Origin of the sequence: Chryseobacterium sp. SIMBA_029 (genome assembly GCF_046535275.1) — a bacterium.
Lineage (GTDB): Bacteria > Bacteroidota > Bacteroidia > Flavobacteriales > Weeksellaceae > Chryseobacterium.
On the sequence record NZ_JAWRXA010000001.1, the window covers coordinates 84,611 to 100,643 of the forward strand.

A 16,033-nucleotide genomic window follows, 5' to 3' on the forward strand; every position below is an offset into this window, starting at 1 on the left:
ACAGAGATTTTTTGTAATAAACTAATTTTTAATGATAATTTTCGATTAAATCGGCCAGCAATTGCACTCCAAAGCCGGTTGCGGCTTTTTCTTTAGCATATCCTATGCTTCCGAAAGCCACTCCTGCGATATCTAAATGCGCCCATTTTGGGTGCCCTTCAATAAAATGTTCCAGGAATTTTGCAGCGATGATACAGTCGCCAATAGGCTTCATAGAGATGTTTTTAAGGTCTGCAACATCAGACTGGATGTCATCTTTCCAAACATCCCATAAAGGCAGATTCCATAATCTCTGATTGGTTTTATCTCCTGTTTTCACCAAAAGATTTTTAAGGTCTTCATCATTTGAAAATAAAGCCCCACACGTATCACCGAACATTCTTACCGAACTTCCCGTTAAAGTAGCGAGATCAATAAGTATATCAGTGCTGTAATTTTTAGCAAGATAAGAAAGCCCATCGGCTAAAATCATTCTTCCTTCCGCATCAGTATTAAGGACCTCGATCGTTTTCCCGTTGTACGCGGTGATCACATCACTTGGAAGAAAAGCATTTTCAGAAATAGCATTGTCGGTAATCGGTAAAATCGCGATGATATTCACCGGCAGTTTCATCTCAGAAGCGTAAATTAATGCTCCTAAAACAGCAGTGGCGCCACCCATATCAGATTTCATATAATGCATATTGTCGGGATTTTTCAAAGAAACTCCTCCTGTATCAAACAAGACACATTTTCCAACTAATCCAATTGTTTTGGCATTGTTAGCGGTTGTTTTGTATTCTAAAATAGTAAAGGCAGCATCATAAGCACTTCCTTGATTAACGGAAAGATAGGCGCCTAATCCGAGTTCCTCACATTTTTTTCTGTCGAAAGACGTATAGTTTAGCTGATGACTTTTTGCTAAATCCTGAAGATAGGCACTAAAAATCTCAGGTTTTTTAAGATTGGCAGGCTTATTAAGCCAGTCCTGGCAGGCACTCTGTCCGTTACTCAACGCTTCAGCTTTTTGACTGATATTATCCAGTTTTTGCTGAGTTAAATTTTCGGTATGAATCTCAAAATCGGCACTCCAGAAAGGATGACTTTTGTCAAAAGGATAATGGTAAGTTCCGATAAGGAGTCCTTTTACAAACTCTTCGAATTGTTTTTCATTCAGAAAATCAGCTACCAAAAGTGTAGGAGCGGGCAGTAGATTTTTTTTCTGAGTCTGAGAAAATTTAGTGGCTACCTGCTGTACTTCAAAATCCTGAATTCCGGATTTCCCAAGACCAATACAATAGGTGATGGTATCTTCATTTGTAATAACAAAAACTTCATTTTTCTTTCCCGTAAAAAAAGAAGAAACATTTTTGTTAAAATTCTGATTCGTTTTTCCCCATTCCTCTTCTGTAAACAGTTGAAAGATCTGAGTGTAGCTTTTATTTTTTTTGTTGATTAATTTCATATGCTTTATTGGGTAATGCTTTTTTGTTGAGGAGTTACTTCCACGGGGTTTTCCGTATTGTCATAGAACAGCCATTCCATCGCTCTTGGGAATTCCTGCGACCAGTAAAATTCACTGTGTGTACCTTCCGGATTGATGCTTGTTTTGAATTCGAAGTCAAAAAGATTCTTCTTTTCCCATCTCTTTAAATATTCTTCAAAAACGTAGATTCTTTTTACCATTTTAGATCCTTCCTGGCCACCTCCATACAGGTAAATCTTTGTTTTGAAAGGAACCCTTAAACTCATCATTGGGAAATTATTATTAGGTTCCACCCAAAGTGAAGGAGAAAAAATCAATAGTTTAGAATAGACTTCCGGATACAGAAAACCACTGTATATACTGATCAAAGCACCCAGAGAACTTCCGCCGATGCCCGTATTTTCCCTGTCTTTTTTGGTGCGGTAATGTTCGTCCACAAAAGGCTTAAGAGTATCTGTAATAAAACGGATATATTTTTTACCTTCAGAGCCGTGGGCAATATTGTCGTTATCAAAAATGTATTCCTTGATGCGTTCCTCACTTCCATGTTCGATGGCGATAATGATAACATCTCCACGGCCATATTCAGCGAGAATAGAAAGTTTTTTATCGATTTCCCAGTTTCCGTACCCGCTTCCTTCATTAAAGAGGTTTTGAGCATCTTGCAGGTAAAGTACAGGATAGCTTTTATTGGAAACGTAATAGTCGTAAGGCAATAATGCCCAGACTTTACGGTAGCGGTCAAGCTGGGGAATATAAAATTCTTCTGAAATAATTTCTGCGATCGGGAAAAATTCTTTTTTGAAAGGTCCCCAGTTAAGTCTCCATTTTTCAACAATACTCTCAACTTTGCCTTCTATTTTTTCTGCTTTTCGGTTGGGAGTAATACTTCCGTATTGATCGAGCTCTACATTTTCCCAGCCTCCTTTGGTGAATTTATATTCAATATGGTCAGGCAGAAGCTGGCTGTCTATGTCAATAGAATATGAGTTGGGATCTAGCTTTTTAAGTTGAAAACCGGGATCTCTCGGATTCCAGTTATTGAAGTTTCCGGTGATATATACCGTCCTGTCATCACTTTCTTCAGTGTAAAGTTCAAACGTCATCATGAGTGTTTATATAAAAATTAAACGCTAAATGTATAAAAAAACTTTTTATATAGATTGTGGTTAAATTTATAAAAATAATGCACTAAAAACTATATATTTGATAGATTGGCTCATGAAGAAGATTAACATGGTAATTATTTCATTAATAATTAACTTCTCTTGTTGATGTTTTTCGTAGTTTCAAAAAAATATTTAAATACAAAAAACTATTGATGAATTCTGTTAAAACATACACGCTTTTCACGGATCATGATGTTTATCTTTTTAAAGAAGGTAAGCATTATAAACTCTATGACAAGTTTGGTGCACATTCTGTAGAAAAAGACGGAGTTCGAGGGGTTTATTTTTCAGTCTGGGCCCCGAATGCAAAAAAAGTTTCGGTAATCGGGAACTTTAATAATTGGAACGATAAAGACCATATTTTGTTTCCCCGATGGGACGGATCAGGGATTTGGGAAGGGTTTATTGCAGGACTTACCTGGGGAACGTTATATAAATATGCTGTGGAAACTGAACGCGGAGATATTTTGGAAAAAAGCGATCCGTATGCCTTAAGTTGGGAACAGAACCTTCAGGCGGCTTCGCTTGTTTCTACCACTTGGTATGAATGGGGAGATGAAAAATGGATGGAGAACCGATGGCAGAACAACAGCTTAAAAGCTCCCATATCTGTGTATGAAATGCATCTTGCTTCATGGCTGAGAGAAAGTGATGATCCAAAACGTTTTTTGAATTACAGGGATATCGCAGAAAAGCTCGTTCCTTATATCAAAGAAATGGGTTTCACCCATGTAGAGTTTATGCCGGTAATGGAATACCCGTATGATCCAAGCTGGGGATATCAGATCACAGGGTTTTACGCGGCAACATCACGCTTCGGTTCACCACAGGATCTGATGTTTTTGATCGATGAGCTCCATAAAAACGGAATTGGGGTTATCCTGGATTGGGTACCTTCTCATTTTCCGGGAGATGCGAATGGGCTTCATCGTTTTGACGGCTCTTATTTATACGAACATGAAGATCCCAGAAAAGGCTTTCATCCGGACTGGAAATCATATATTTTCAATTATGGCAGAAATGAAGTGAAATCTTTCCTGATTTCCAATGCCATGTTCTGGCTTGAACGTTATCATGCAGACGGGCTACGGGTAGATGCCGTAACTTCAATGCTGCATCTGGATTATTCCAGAAACGAAGGAGAATGGGAACCTAATATATATGGTGACAATGTAAATCTTGAAGCCAAAGCTTTTCTTCAGGAGTTCAATACAGCAGTTTATAAAGAATTTGGAGAGAGCATTATCACCATCGCTGAAGAAAGTTCAGATTTTCCGTTGTTGACAAAGCCTGTTCATGACGGCGGAGTTGGTTTCGGAATGAAATGGATGATGGGCTGGATGCACGATACGCTGGATTATTTTAAAGAAACGCCTGATGCAAGGAAGTTTCATCATCATAAACTCACATTTGCTTCCATGTATATGTATAATGAAAATTATATGATGCCTTTGTCACATGACGAAGTAGTACACGGAAAAGCAAGCTTGATTTATAAAATGAGCGGAGACGAATGGCAGAAATTTGCAAACCTTCGGGCATTGTATGTTTATATGTACACGCACCCGGGAGCAAAGCTGCTCTTTATGGGGGATGAATTTGGGCAGACCAGCGAATGGAATTTTACCCAAAGTCTTGACTGGCACCTGCTGCAATATCCCGTCCATAAAGGACTGCAGACCCTTGTGAAAGATCTGAATCATTTGTATAGAGGTGAGCCTGTTTTTTATGAGAATCAGTTTGATAAAAACGGTTTTGAATGGATCGAAGCAGATGATCTGGAGAATTCCGTTTATATATATGCAAGAAAAGGTAAGAAAAAAGATGATGTCTTTATGGTGATTCTGAATTTAAAACCCATTGTACTGGACTATAAAATTGGAGTGAATGCAGGAACCCATTGGGAAGTTGTCTTTAATTCTGATGATGAAAAATACGGTGGGAGTGCTGTAGAACCGGATATTTTTAAAGAACAGCAGGAAGAATGGATGAATCATCCGAAGTCAATCAGTATAAAACTACCGCCTCTTGCAGGCGTTATTTTACGGCAGAAAAAAGATAAAAGTTATAAATTACAAAGAATAAAACAGCATAAAAAATGATTCAGGTTTTAGACGTTTTAGGAAAAGAGTATAAAGATCTTAAAAAGGATATTATCAGAACCGATTTTGATGAAGAGACGTTACGGGATTTTGCCGGGGCAGGAATTGTTCCACCCTTGTCGGATGCAAAATTAAATGATGAACTGTATTTTTATGATTTTAAAGTGGAAAAACATAAAATCATTTTTTCACATGACAAGGTGCATGAAATGATTTGTATGGTAAGTGAAGCCGACACACGCAGTCTTATTAAAAAACTGATAACCCAGGATTCTCTTATGTTCAGATTTTACCCAAATGAACAATTGCAAAACAGAGGAGAGGTACATAAAGATCATGATTCAGAAGAAGGGTTTTTATCATGGAAAGTGGAAACTTTTGCATTCGATGAATCATCAGCTTTTGATGTTGACCACCTTGAAAAATATGGATTAATAACCTTTCAATCAGAAGATTGTACGATTATGGTCAAAGAGTATTTTTTTGATGATAAAACACAATATCTATTTGAATTAGAACTCAATATCAAAACAACTTTTTAAGGGAGTTTTTTTAATAATTAAATTTTTAAATAAAAATGACAATTTATCACCTTAGCACAGAATGTTATCCTGTAGCCAAAGTAGGAGGGTTGGCAGATGTTGTAGGAGCATTGCCGAAATATCAGAATAAAATAAAAGGAGTAGATGCTAAGGTAGTAATGCCCTGGTACAACAAATCTTTCATCTATGATCATGAATTTGACGTTGTTTTTGATGGATTCATTCACCAGGGCCCGAATATGCTTCAGGTTCAGGTAATGAAGGAGAAAACAGATGCTTTAGGATTTGAGCTATATATGATCAAAATTCCTGGACTTTTAGACCGCGATAATCCATACGGTTATCAGGATGAAAGCTTTCAGTTTTTGGCATTTCAGCATGGTGTTCTGCATTGGTTAAGCGCGATGAAGATAAAACCCGACGTTCTTCACTGTCATGATTATCATACAGGGTTAGTTCCTTTTATGATTAAATATTGTCCTGAATTTTCATTTTTAAAAGATGTGAAAACCATTGGAACGATTCATAATGGCGAATATCAGGGAATGATGAGCTGGGAAATGTCCAACTATATGCCTGCTTTTGATTCTTATAAATGGGGACTTCTGGACTGGAAAGGCTATATCAATCCGCTGGCAAGTATGATCAAATGTGCCAATGCTTTTACAACTGTTTCCGAGGGATACCTTGAAGAACTTTTTGTAAGTTTCAGAGGATTGGAAAGTCTTGTTCGCGATGAATTCGGGAAAGCATACGGAATTATCAATGGAATTGATACCGAAGTCTGGAATCCGGAGACCGATCCAATGCTTGATTTTAATTTTTCTGTAAAAAATGCAGTCACTCAAAAAAAGAAAAATAAAGAAAAATTATGTAAAGAGTATGGCCTAAAACCGGAGCTTCCTTTGTTTGCTTTCATTGGAAGATTTGCCACGGAAAAAGGAGCAGATCTCCTTCCGGATGTGGTTTGGCGAAGTATTAAGCAAAGCTATGGCGCTCTGAATATTATAATTCTGGGATCAGGAAATACCTATATTGAAAACAAACTGAAAGAGTACGATTATACCTATACAAATTTTGCTTTAGATTTGGGATACAAAGAACATCTTTCCCATAAGATTTATGCCTCGGCAGACTTTCTGTTGATGCCGTCAAGAGTGGAACCTTGCGGGCTGAATCAGATGTATTCGATGCGTTATGGCACAGTTCCTGTAGTGCGATATACAGGCGGTTTAAGAGATACTGTGGAAGATATTTCCACCGGAGGCGCCGGACTGAATTTTACTTATTCAGGAGTAGATGATATCCTTCATGCCATGAACAGGGCAGTTGCTATCTACAATCAAAAAGGAGTCATGGAAGATTTAATTCATGCCAACATGAATTTTGATTTTGCATGGGAGAAATCTGCAGAAAAATATATAGCTTTATATAAAAACTAGAATGCAGAAAATATTGTTTTCCATTCTATGTCTGATCGTAATGTTTTCCTGTAAAAGACAGGATCCTGCCATTCATGCAGATGGTAATTATTGGATTCTGAGTTTCGGGTTTACTCATCCGGTAACTGATGCTGCCAGAGAAGGTATATCTGGCAAATGGAAGATTAAATATTTCAATGTGGCGGGTTGTATGGTTGCCCAAAAGACAATGGATAGTATTATGGCTGAAAATCAGTGTACATATAATGCCCTTGAAAGAAAATATGGGAAAGACTGGAGGGTACAATATAATAAAGATATTGAAGGTTTTGCAATGAAAAGGATGGAGGTAATGGATGTGCTGATTACCAATGCAATATTTAGGGAAGAGCTTAAAAAACATTACATCGCAATTGATGGGGTAGACCAAGATGTGAAAGAATTAAAAGCGGGGCTGTATGAAGTTGTGGTATATAATAATGCTCTAAAAGCGGAAAATAAAGAATGTTTTAGCATGAGAGTAAATACTAAAAATAGAACAGTAAATTTAATAAAATAAAAAAACGCAATATATTTATGAAACGCAATGTAATTTCCATTGTTTTGGGAGGAGGTAGAGGAACAAGATTGTTCCCCTTAACGTATTCAAGGTCTAAACCGGCAGTTCCAATTGCTGGAAAATACAGGTTGGTAGACATTCCTATTTCTAATTGTTTAAATTCAGGATTGAATAAAATTCTGGTTCTTACGCAGTTTAATTCAGCTTCTTTAAATTCTCACATCAAGAATTCGTATCACTTTGATATTTTCAGCAAAGGTTTTGTTGATATTTTAGCGGCTGAGCAGAATGTAGAGAACGAAAGCTGGTATCAGGGAACGGCAGATGCCGTACGTCAGTCTATGAAGCACCTTGAAAAATACGATTATGATTATATCTTAATTCTTTCCGGGGATCAGCTGTATCAGATGGATTTTAAAGCCATGCTGGATTTCCATATTGAAAACGGTGGTGATGTAACCATCGCAACCATTCCTGTTAATGCAAAAGATGCAACAGGGTTTGGAATCCTTAAATCAGATGATGAAGGAAATATTACTTCCTTTGTGGAAAAACCGGGCTATGATGTTCTGGATGGCTTACAATCTGAAGTTTCAGAGGAGAACAAACAGAAAGGAAAAGAATATCTGGCATCGATGGGAATTTATATTTTCACGAAAACTATCCTTAAAAAGATGTTTGATGAAGGCGCAGGAGATGATTTCGGAAAAGATATTATCCCGAATTCAATAGGGAAATATACTACCTTGAGCTATCAGTATGAAGGATATTGGACGGATATCGGAACAATTGAATCTTTTTATGAAGCCAATCTGGATCTATGCCAGGATCTTCCTCAATTCAACCTTTTCTCATCCTCCCCGATTTATACAAGAGCAAGGATGCTTCCGCCGTCAAAAATCAACGGATCTTATGTAAGCAAAGCGGTGTTCGGAGACGGATGCATCATTATGGCAGATAAAATTGAAAATTCCGTGATTGGAAACAGAACCCGTATCGATAAAGGAAGCACCATTGTGAATTCTTACGTCATGGGTGCAGATTTCTACCAAAACACTACTGAAATTGTGGCTAATGACAGCAGCGGCCTTCCTAACATGGGAATCGGCAAATACTGTTATATCGAAAAAGCAATTTTAGATAAAAACTGTTACATCGGAGACAATGTAAGAATTATTGGCGGAAAACATATTCCAGACGGAGACTATGGAACCCATTCTGTACAGGACGGTATTGTCGTGGTGAAAAAAGGGGCTATTCTTCCTTCCGGAACCCATATTGGTTAATTATTGTTAAACATACAACTAGAGTGATCAACATATTGGTCACTTTTTTTATTTGTATTACTTTTGTGCGATGCGTTTTTTTAAAATAATAAGTGTAATTATCGTTCTTATTGTGGGGGCTTATGCCGCTTCCATGTACTACTTTGTGGACGACAGTAAAAATTTTCAGATTGAAAAAGAGATTGATTATCCCGTGGATAAAGTATTTCCGCAATTCAATAATCTGCAGAATTTTACACGGTGGAACAACTTCTTTAAAAGTTCCCAGTCTATTGATATCGATTATTATACCCCTTATGAAGGGCAGGGAAGCGCAATCAGTTACGTAGATCCTAAAAACGATACTGATGGAGAAATGTTCATCCGGTATGAAAATCCAAATAAAACATTAAAATACCAGCTTTTTGAGGACAGAAATGAAAATCCTACGCTGGTAGATGTTAAATTTAAAGCAGTATCCGCTGAAAAGACAAAAATCATCTGGTATGTACATACCCCGAAACTTTCAGTGCTAAGAAGAGTTGAAAACTTCTGGACGGAAGACAGGTTCGCTGAAAACATTACTAAAAGTATGGTGAACCTTAAAAATGTATTGGGCAACAAAGTAGAAAAAGACAACCAGATGGCCGCGATTAAGTATGACAGTCTGATGGTGGAAAATGAAGAAAGTAAAATGCTGCTCGGGATCAATGTAAGTACTTCCAACAAAAAAGATGCTCTGTACAGGAATATCGCTATGAACTATAACAAGGTTTATAACTTTGTGACAATGGATTTAGGAAAAAAAGATGATGAATTCGGATATCCAATACTCATCACGGATGCAGATAACTACAAAGACAAAGAAGTTTCTTACTTCCTGGGGATTCCGCTTTCCAAAAAAATAGGGGTTTCAGACAACAACTTTAATTTCAGATCCGTTAATGCTTCACAGAATTATGTGATGTACTACAGAGGAAGCTATGAAGCAAGAGTGAAAGCAATCCTGCAACTGATCCAAAAAGCGAAAAAAGATGAGATGCGTTTCGGCGATATCAGACAGACTTTTATCGAGCGTCCCGTAGAAGGGCAGGAGGTAAATATGAAACTCTCATTATCAGTATTTAAGTAAAATATTGAAAATTATTTTTTTTATGGTTTTTTTATAGTTTTCAGGCTGTTCCAAGTCGGTTTTTTTTATTAAATTTGAAGATTAATTATACAAATAAATTTTAATAATAGATAAACTGTAATAATGGACAGATTTTCATTCCTAAACGCAGCTCATTCTCAATTAATTGAGGATTTATACCAACAATACTTAAAATTCCCGGATTCTTTAGAACCATCATGGAAAGCCTTCTTTCAAGGCTTCGATTTTGCTTTGGAGAACTACGGAGATGACGAAAACATCCAATATATTCAGGCTTCAGCCAATGCTGCCCCGGCAGTACAGCAAATATCTCAGGCGGTATCAAATGGAGAAGTTCCTGAGCATATCAAAAAAGAGTTTAAAGTAGTAAATCTTATTGAAGCGTACAGAACAAGAGGACACTTGTTTACAAAAACCAATCCTGTAAGAGAAAGAAGACATTACATGCCTACTTTAGACATCGAAAACTTCGGTCTTAGCAAGGAAGATTTAAACACAAAATTCAACTGTGCTGTTGAAACAGGTATGAAAGAGCCTGCAACACTACAGGATCTTATCAAACATTTGGAAAATATTTACTGCGATTCTATCGGAGTAGAATATACATACATCAACAATGTTGAAGAAAAAGATTTTATTAAAAAATGGCTTCAGGTGAATGAAAACCACCCGAACCTTTCAGCGAATGAAAAAACTGAAATTTTATTAAAATTAAATCAGGCGGTTGCTTTTGAAAATTATCTTCACACAAAATTTGTTGGACAAAAAAGATTCTCATTAGAAGGAGGAGAAACATTGATTCCAGCTTTGGACCAGTTGATTTCAAGATCTTCTCAGCTGGGAGTAGATGAAGTGGTGTTAGGAATGGCTCACAGAGGAAGATTAAATGTTCTTTCCAACATCTTTGGTAAGTCATACAAACAGATTTTCTCAGAATTTGAAGGAAAAGAATTTGAAGAAGATGTATTTTCAGGTGACGTAAAATATCACTTGGGATCTTCTAAAAGAATTAAAACCGCTTCAGGAGAAGAAGTTTCAATTAATCTGACTCCAAACCCATCACACTTAGAAACAGTTGCTGCTTTGGTAGAAGGTATTTGCCGTGCTGAAGTAGATGATAAATACAAAGGAGATTTCTCTAAAATATTACCAATCATCATCCACGGAGACGGTGCGGTTGCAGGACAGGGTATTGTGTATGAAGTAGCGCAGATGATGAACCTTGAAGGTTACAGAACAGGAGGAACAGTTCATATTGTAGTCAATAACCAGGTTTCATTTACCACTAACTATGCTGATGCAAGATCATCTACTTATTGTACTGATATTGCAAAAGTAACTGAATCTCCGGTAATGCACGTGAATGCTGACGATGCAGAAGCAGTAGTACATGCCATTCATTTTGCAGCTGATTTCAGAGCTAAATTCGGAAAAGATGTATACATTGATTTATTAGGATATAGAAAATACGGACACAATGAAGGGGATGAACCAAGATTCACGCAGCCTAATTTGTATAAATTAATTTCTAAGCACCCTAATCCAAGAGAGATTTATAAAGAGAAATTAATCAAAGGAAGTGTAGTTTCCAATGACATCCTTAAGAAGATGGAAGAAGATTTTAAAGCACTTTTAGATAAAGACTTTGATGCATCTAAGGAAATCGAAAGAAATACAATGGATCTGTTTATGTCAGAAGACTGGGTTCCTTATCCGATTGCGAAAAGAGGAGCAGTTCAGATTCCCGTAGACACTAAATATGATATTGCAAAGCTGAAAGAACTGGCATTAACGATGTCAACTCTTCCGGCAGATAAAAAATTCATCAATAAAATTACAAGACTTTTCGAAAACCGTATCAAAGCGATTGAAGGAAATTCATTAGACTGGGCACTAGGTGAGTGGTTAGCATATGCTACATTGCTTGTTGAAGGTCATAACGTAAGAATTTCCGGTGAAGATGTGGAAAGAGGAACGTTCTCTCACAGACATGCAGTCGTAAAAACAGAAGATACAGAAGAAGAATACGTTCCGTTAAAACATGTTTCAGAAAGCAGATTTGATATCTTCAACTCTCACCTTTCAGAATATGGGGTACTAGGTTTCGACTATGGGTATGCGATGGCTTCTCCTAATACTTTAACCATTTGGGAAGCTCAGTTTGGAGATTTCGTGAACGGTGCTCAGATTATTGTTGACCAATATTTGGCAGCAGCAGAAGAAAAATGGAAAATCCAGAACGGATTGGTGATGTTATTGCCTCACGGTTCAGAAGGACAGGGTGCAGAACACTCATCAGCAAGACTAGAAAGATTCCTGACACTTTGTGCCAACGAAAATATGGTGGTAGCCAATATCACTTCTCCAGCCAACTATTTCCACCTGTTAAGAAGACAGTTGAAATGGGGCTTCAGAAAACCATTGATCGTAATGAGTCCTAAATCTTTATTAAGACATCCAAAAGTGGTTTCTCCATTAGAAGATTTCGCCAACGGATCATTCCAGCCTATCTTGGACGATCCAACAGCTGATCCTAAAAAAGTAGAAAAATTAGTACTGTGTTCAGGTAAACTTTACTTTGAATTATTGGCTAAAAAAGAAGAACTTAATGCTGAAAATATTGCATTGGTAAGATTCGAGCAGTTGTATCCTTTACAAACCGATACCATCGAACAAATCTTCAGCAAATACGAAAACAAAAAAGAAATTGTTTGGGCTCAGGAAGAACCAGAAAACATGGGAGCTTGGTCTTACATTTTAAGAAACTTCAGAGATACAGGAATTCAGGTAATTTCACCGGTTCCAAGCGGTGCTCCGGCTCCGGGAAGTCATAAAATGTTTGAGAAAAATCAAAATGCGGTTATAAACAGAGTGTTCGATAGAGATGATGCTCCCGCAAAAAGACCGGTAACAGCTTAATTTAAATAATATTCAATTAAAAAATAAAAAATACTCAATATGTCAATTTTAGAAATGAAAGTTCCTTCACCGGGCGAATCAATTACAGAAGTTGAAATTGCAACTTGGCTTGTAAAAGATGGTGATTATGTAGAAAAAGATCAACCTATCGCTGAGGTAGACTCAGACAAAGCAACACTGGAATTGCCTGCAGAAGAAAGTGGTGTTATCACTTTAAAAGCAGAAGAAGGTGATGTGGTACAAGTAGGTCAGGTAGTTTGTTTAATTGATAGGGACGCTGCAAAACCGGAAGGTGCTGCTGCTCCTGCCGCTGAAGCTCCAAAAAAGGAAGAAGCTCCTAAGGCTGCCGAACCGGTAAAAGCTGAGGCTCCAAAACCAGCTGTTCAGGCTGCTGCACAAACTTATGCAACGGGTGCTCCGTCTCCTGCTGCTAAGAAAATCCTTGACGAAAAAGGAGTAGATGCAGGACAGGTTTCAGGATCTGGAAGAGATGGAAGAATCACTAAAACTGATGCTGAATTAGCGGCTGTTCCTGCAATGGGAGGAAGTTCATTGTCTGCTACAGGTTCAAGAGCTTCAACTACGACTAAACTTTCAGTTCTTAGAAGAAAAATCGCTTCAAGATTAGTTGCTGTAAAGAATGAAACAGCGATGTTGACTACTTTCAATGAAGTTGATATGTCTGAAATCTTCAGATTAAGAAAGTTATACAAAGAAGAATTTGCTCAAAAGCATGGAGTAGGAATCGGTTTCATGTCTTTCTTCACGAAAGCGGTAACAAGAGCCCTAAAAATGTATCCTGATGTAAATGCATCTATTGATGGTGATTTCAAAATAAACTATGACTTCTGCGATATCTCAATTGCGGTATCTGGTCCTAAAGGATTAATGGTTCCGGTATTGAGAAATGCTGAAAATATGTCTTTCAAAGGAGTCGAAGCTAACATCAAAGATCTTGCAACTAAAGTAAGAGACGGAAAAATTTCGGTTGACGAAATGACTGGCGGTACTTTCACCATTACTAATGGAGGTACTTTCGGATCTATGTTGTCTACACCGATCATCAACCCGCCTCAATCTGCAATCTTAGGAATGCACAACATTATCCAGAGACCGGTTGCGGTTGACGGACAGGTAGTTATTCGTCCTATGATGTATGTTGCGATGTCTTATGACCATAGAATTATTGACGGTAAAGAGTCTGTAGGATTCCTTGTTGCAGTAAAAGAAGGTATCGACAATCCTGTTGAAATATTAATGGGTGGTGACGAAAGAAGAGGCCTGGAATTATAAGTTTTAATAAAATTATAATATAAATATCCGATCTCGCCTCAAAAGGGCGAGATTTTTGTATCAATTACAACAAATACTACGATGATGTTCTCAAAAATGACCTCCAATATCAATGTTTCAGTATTACCTGAATATGATAGTAAAAACAGTTATCCGTCTGAAAATCGTTATGTATTTAAATACAATATCACGATCGAAAATGACGGAAGTTTTCCTATAAAAATTCTTAAAAGAAAATGGCTTATTTTTGATGTAGGCTTTGGATTTACAGAAATTATAGGAGATGGTGTAATTGGATTAACTCCGGAAGTGTCGGTTGGCGAAAATTTCGCTTACTTTTCTAATGTAATGCTTCGGTCAGGAGTTGGCAATATGAGCGGGAAATACCTCGTTAAAAACATGAATACGCAGGAAACTTTTGAGATTGATATCCCAAAATTCAATCTGTTGTCTGAAGTGTTAAGCAATTAATTGCATGTAGGTTCCCGATAAAAGAGAAGATTTTCACAATAATCTGTGGGAAGAAAGGTGATAATTAGAGTTTCTTGATCTTTAATTTCAAGTTTTCATGAACTTCTTCATTGCTTGTGATAAACAGTTTTTCAAAAGCTAATAAAGAAATTTTTGCACAAACCTCTGCGTCATCACCGGCTCTATGATGATTAAATTTGATCTGATGATATTCAGCAAGATGTTTTAAACCATATTTTGGAAGATAATTCCATGATTTTTTAGCAAGCTGAATACTGCATAAATAGTCAATTTTTGGAGTAAACATTCCGTAATGATTCAGACATCCTCTTAAAACTCCGGCATCAAAACTTGCATTATGAGCCACCATCAATGTTCCGTACATCATTTCCTGTACTTCATACCAGATTTCATCAAAAGTAGGAGCATCTTTCACATCGTTAGGCTGAATACCGTGAACAGCAACATTATATTGACTGAAATAAGGAAAACTAGGTGGTTTAATCAGCCAGGTTTTTGTTTCTATAATCGTTGAATCCTGTACAATACACACCCCAACCTCACAGGCGGAGCTTCTGTCATTGGTAGCCGTTTCAAAATCTATTGCGCAGAAATCCATCTTTTTGAATTAAATTTTAGTTATGAATTGATTGTTACAGGTGAATTTAGGTTCCTTTTTCAATAATCTTCGTCTTCTTTTATCTATAAAAAATGTTTAAAAATAAGCCATTTAGATTGATAAAAGGCTGCCTTCTGATGGGTTTGACGAAGCCTGATTGTACCCGGCAGCTGAGCATAGAACCCAAAATGAGCCCTCACAACAGCCCAAAGATGGGGAAATCCATGTTTAAAACCAAAGTAAATTCCTGCAATACCATCTAAACAAAGCCTGAAAAATATCAGCCAGATCAGTTGCGGAAAAGGCAGATTTTTCAGCATCATTGAAAGATTATTTCTGATGTTTAAATAGGTTTTTTGAGCACTTTGTTTATTTAATGTACCTCCTCCTACATGATAGACAGTGGATTTTCCCGTATAAAATATTTTTTTCCCAGTATTGATCAGCCTCCAGCAAAGATCGATTTCCTCCTGATGGGCGAAAAATCTTGCATCAAAGCCATTCTGTTCCCAAAAATCTTTTGAACGGATAAAAAAGCAGCATCCTGAAGCCCAGAAAATCTCTGTTTCATCATTATATTGACCTTTATCTTCTTCAAGATTGTCAAAAACACGTCCTCTGCAGTAAGGATAACCTAAATTATCAATGAGTCCTCCGCCGGCTCCAGCAAATTCAAAGAATTTTTTGTTGTCGTAGGCTAAAATTTTAGGCTGTACAGCAACAATTTCTGAATTATTTTCAAACAGTTCCAGCACAGGATCAATCCAGTTTTCGGTAACTTCTACATCAGAATTTAAAAGACAATAATAATCGGCATCAATTTTTTTTAATCCTTCGTTATATCCGCCTGCAAAACCGTAATTTTTATCGTTTGTGATGATGGTAACCGACGGGAAATTTTGCTTCAGAAATTCAATAGAATCATCTGTAGAAAAATTGTCGACAACATAAATATCCGCTTTTTGAGAAAACTGAATAACGCTTGGAAGAAATTTTTCGAGCCAGTTTTTACCGTTCCAGTTTAAAATGGCAACTGCTAATTTGTGAGGCATTGA

13 protein-coding genes are annotated in these 16,033 nt (G+C 37.1%); 9 read left to right on the forward strand and 4 right to left on the reverse strand.

Annotated features, from left to right (window positions below; genetic code table 11):
- Positions 1–28 precede the first annotated feature (28 nt).
- Entirely contained in the window at positions 29–1,444 is a 1,416-nt protein-coding gene (locus SB679_RS00380) for a M17 family metallopeptidase (RefSeq protein ID WP_410700271.1), read from the reverse strand.
- 5 nt (positions 1,445–1,449) lie between these two features.
- Entirely contained in the window at positions 1,450–2,574 is a 1,125-nt protein-coding gene (locus SB679_RS00385; protein WP_410700272.1) for an alpha/beta hydrolase, read from the reverse strand.
- 212 nt (positions 2,575–2,786) lie between these two features.
- On the opposite strand from SB679_RS00385, the gene glgB reads away from it, so the two are divergent.
- The 9 genes from glgB to apaG all read left to right on the forward strand — a co-directional run bounded on the left by glgB (position 2,787) and on the right by apaG (position 14,359).
- A complete protein-coding gene (glgB, locus tag SB679_RS00390; RefSeq protein ID WP_410700273.1) occupies positions 2,787–4,736 on the forward strand; it encodes a 1,4-alpha-glucan branching protein GlgB in 1,950 nt (649 codons plus the stop codon).
- Positions 4,733–5,278, forward strand: coding sequence for a hypothetical protein (locus tag SB679_RS00395; RefSeq protein WP_410700274.1), 546 nt, complete (start codon positions 4,733–4,735; stop codon positions 5,276–5,278). Before glgB ends, SB679_RS00395 begins: the two co-directional genes overlap by 4 nt.
- Before the next feature lie 35 nt (positions 5,279–5,313).
- Positions 5,314–6,720 carry a glycogen synthase gene (locus tag SB679_RS00400; RefSeq protein ID WP_410700275.1) on the forward strand — a complete coding sequence of 469 codons (1,407 nt, stop codon included), beginning with the start codon at positions 5,314–5,316 and terminating at the stop codon, positions 6,718–6,720.
- Between the two features lies 1 nt (position 6,721).
- Complete coding sequence (locus SB679_RS00405; RefSeq protein ID WP_410700276.1) at positions 6,722–7,258, forward strand: hypothetical protein; 537 nt, start codon at positions 6,722–6,724, stop codon at positions 7,256–7,258.
- Positions 7,259–7,275: 17 nt separating this feature from the next.
- Complete coding sequence (locus SB679_RS00410) at positions 7,276–8,544, forward strand: glucose-1-phosphate adenylyltransferase (protein WP_317739945.1); 1,269 nt, start codon at positions 7,276–7,278, stop codon at positions 8,542–8,544.
- 70 nt (positions 8,545–8,614) lie between these two features.
- Positions 8,615–9,655 (forward strand): polyketide cyclase, encoded by a 1,041-nt coding sequence (locus SB679_RS00415; protein ID WP_410700277.1) that lies wholly within the window; start codon positions 8,615–8,617, stop codon positions 9,653–9,655.
- 123 nt (positions 9,656–9,778) lie between these two features.
- Positions 9,779–12,595: a 2-oxoglutarate dehydrogenase E1 component gene (locus SB679_RS00420; protein ID WP_410700278.1), complete on the forward strand. Its 2,817-nt coding sequence runs from the start codon at positions 9,779–9,781 to the stop codon at positions 12,593–12,595.
- 39 nt (positions 12,596–12,634) lie between these two features.
- Complete coding sequence (gene odhB / locus SB679_RS00425) at positions 12,635–13,888, forward strand: 2-oxoglutarate dehydrogenase complex dihydrolipoyllysine-residue succinyltransferase (protein ID WP_410700279.1); 1,254 nt, start codon at positions 12,635–12,637, stop codon at positions 13,886–13,888.
- 81 nt (positions 13,889–13,969) lie between these two features.
- Positions 13,970–14,359 carry a Co2+/Mg2+ efflux protein ApaG gene (gene apaG / locus SB679_RS00430; RefSeq protein WP_410700280.1) on the forward strand — a complete coding sequence of 130 codons (390 nt, stop codon included), beginning with the start codon at positions 13,970–13,972 and terminating at the stop codon, positions 14,357–14,359.
- A gap of 64 nt (positions 14,360–14,423) precedes the next feature.
- Here the strand turns inward: apaG and SB679_RS00435 are convergent, their stop codons facing one another.
- A complete protein-coding gene (locus SB679_RS00435; RefSeq protein WP_034711459.1) occupies positions 14,424–14,978 on the reverse strand; it encodes a 3'-5' exonuclease in 555 nt (184 codons plus the stop codon).
- A gap of 83 nt (positions 14,979–15,061) precedes the next feature.
- The gene (locus tag SB679_RS00440; RefSeq protein ID WP_410700281.1) at positions 15,062–16,030 is read right to left on the reverse strand and encodes a glycosyltransferase family 2 protein; all 969 of its coding nucleotides are present in this window, start codon (positions 16,028–16,030) and stop codon (positions 15,062–15,064) included.
- Positions 16,031–16,033 lie beyond the last annotated feature (3 nt).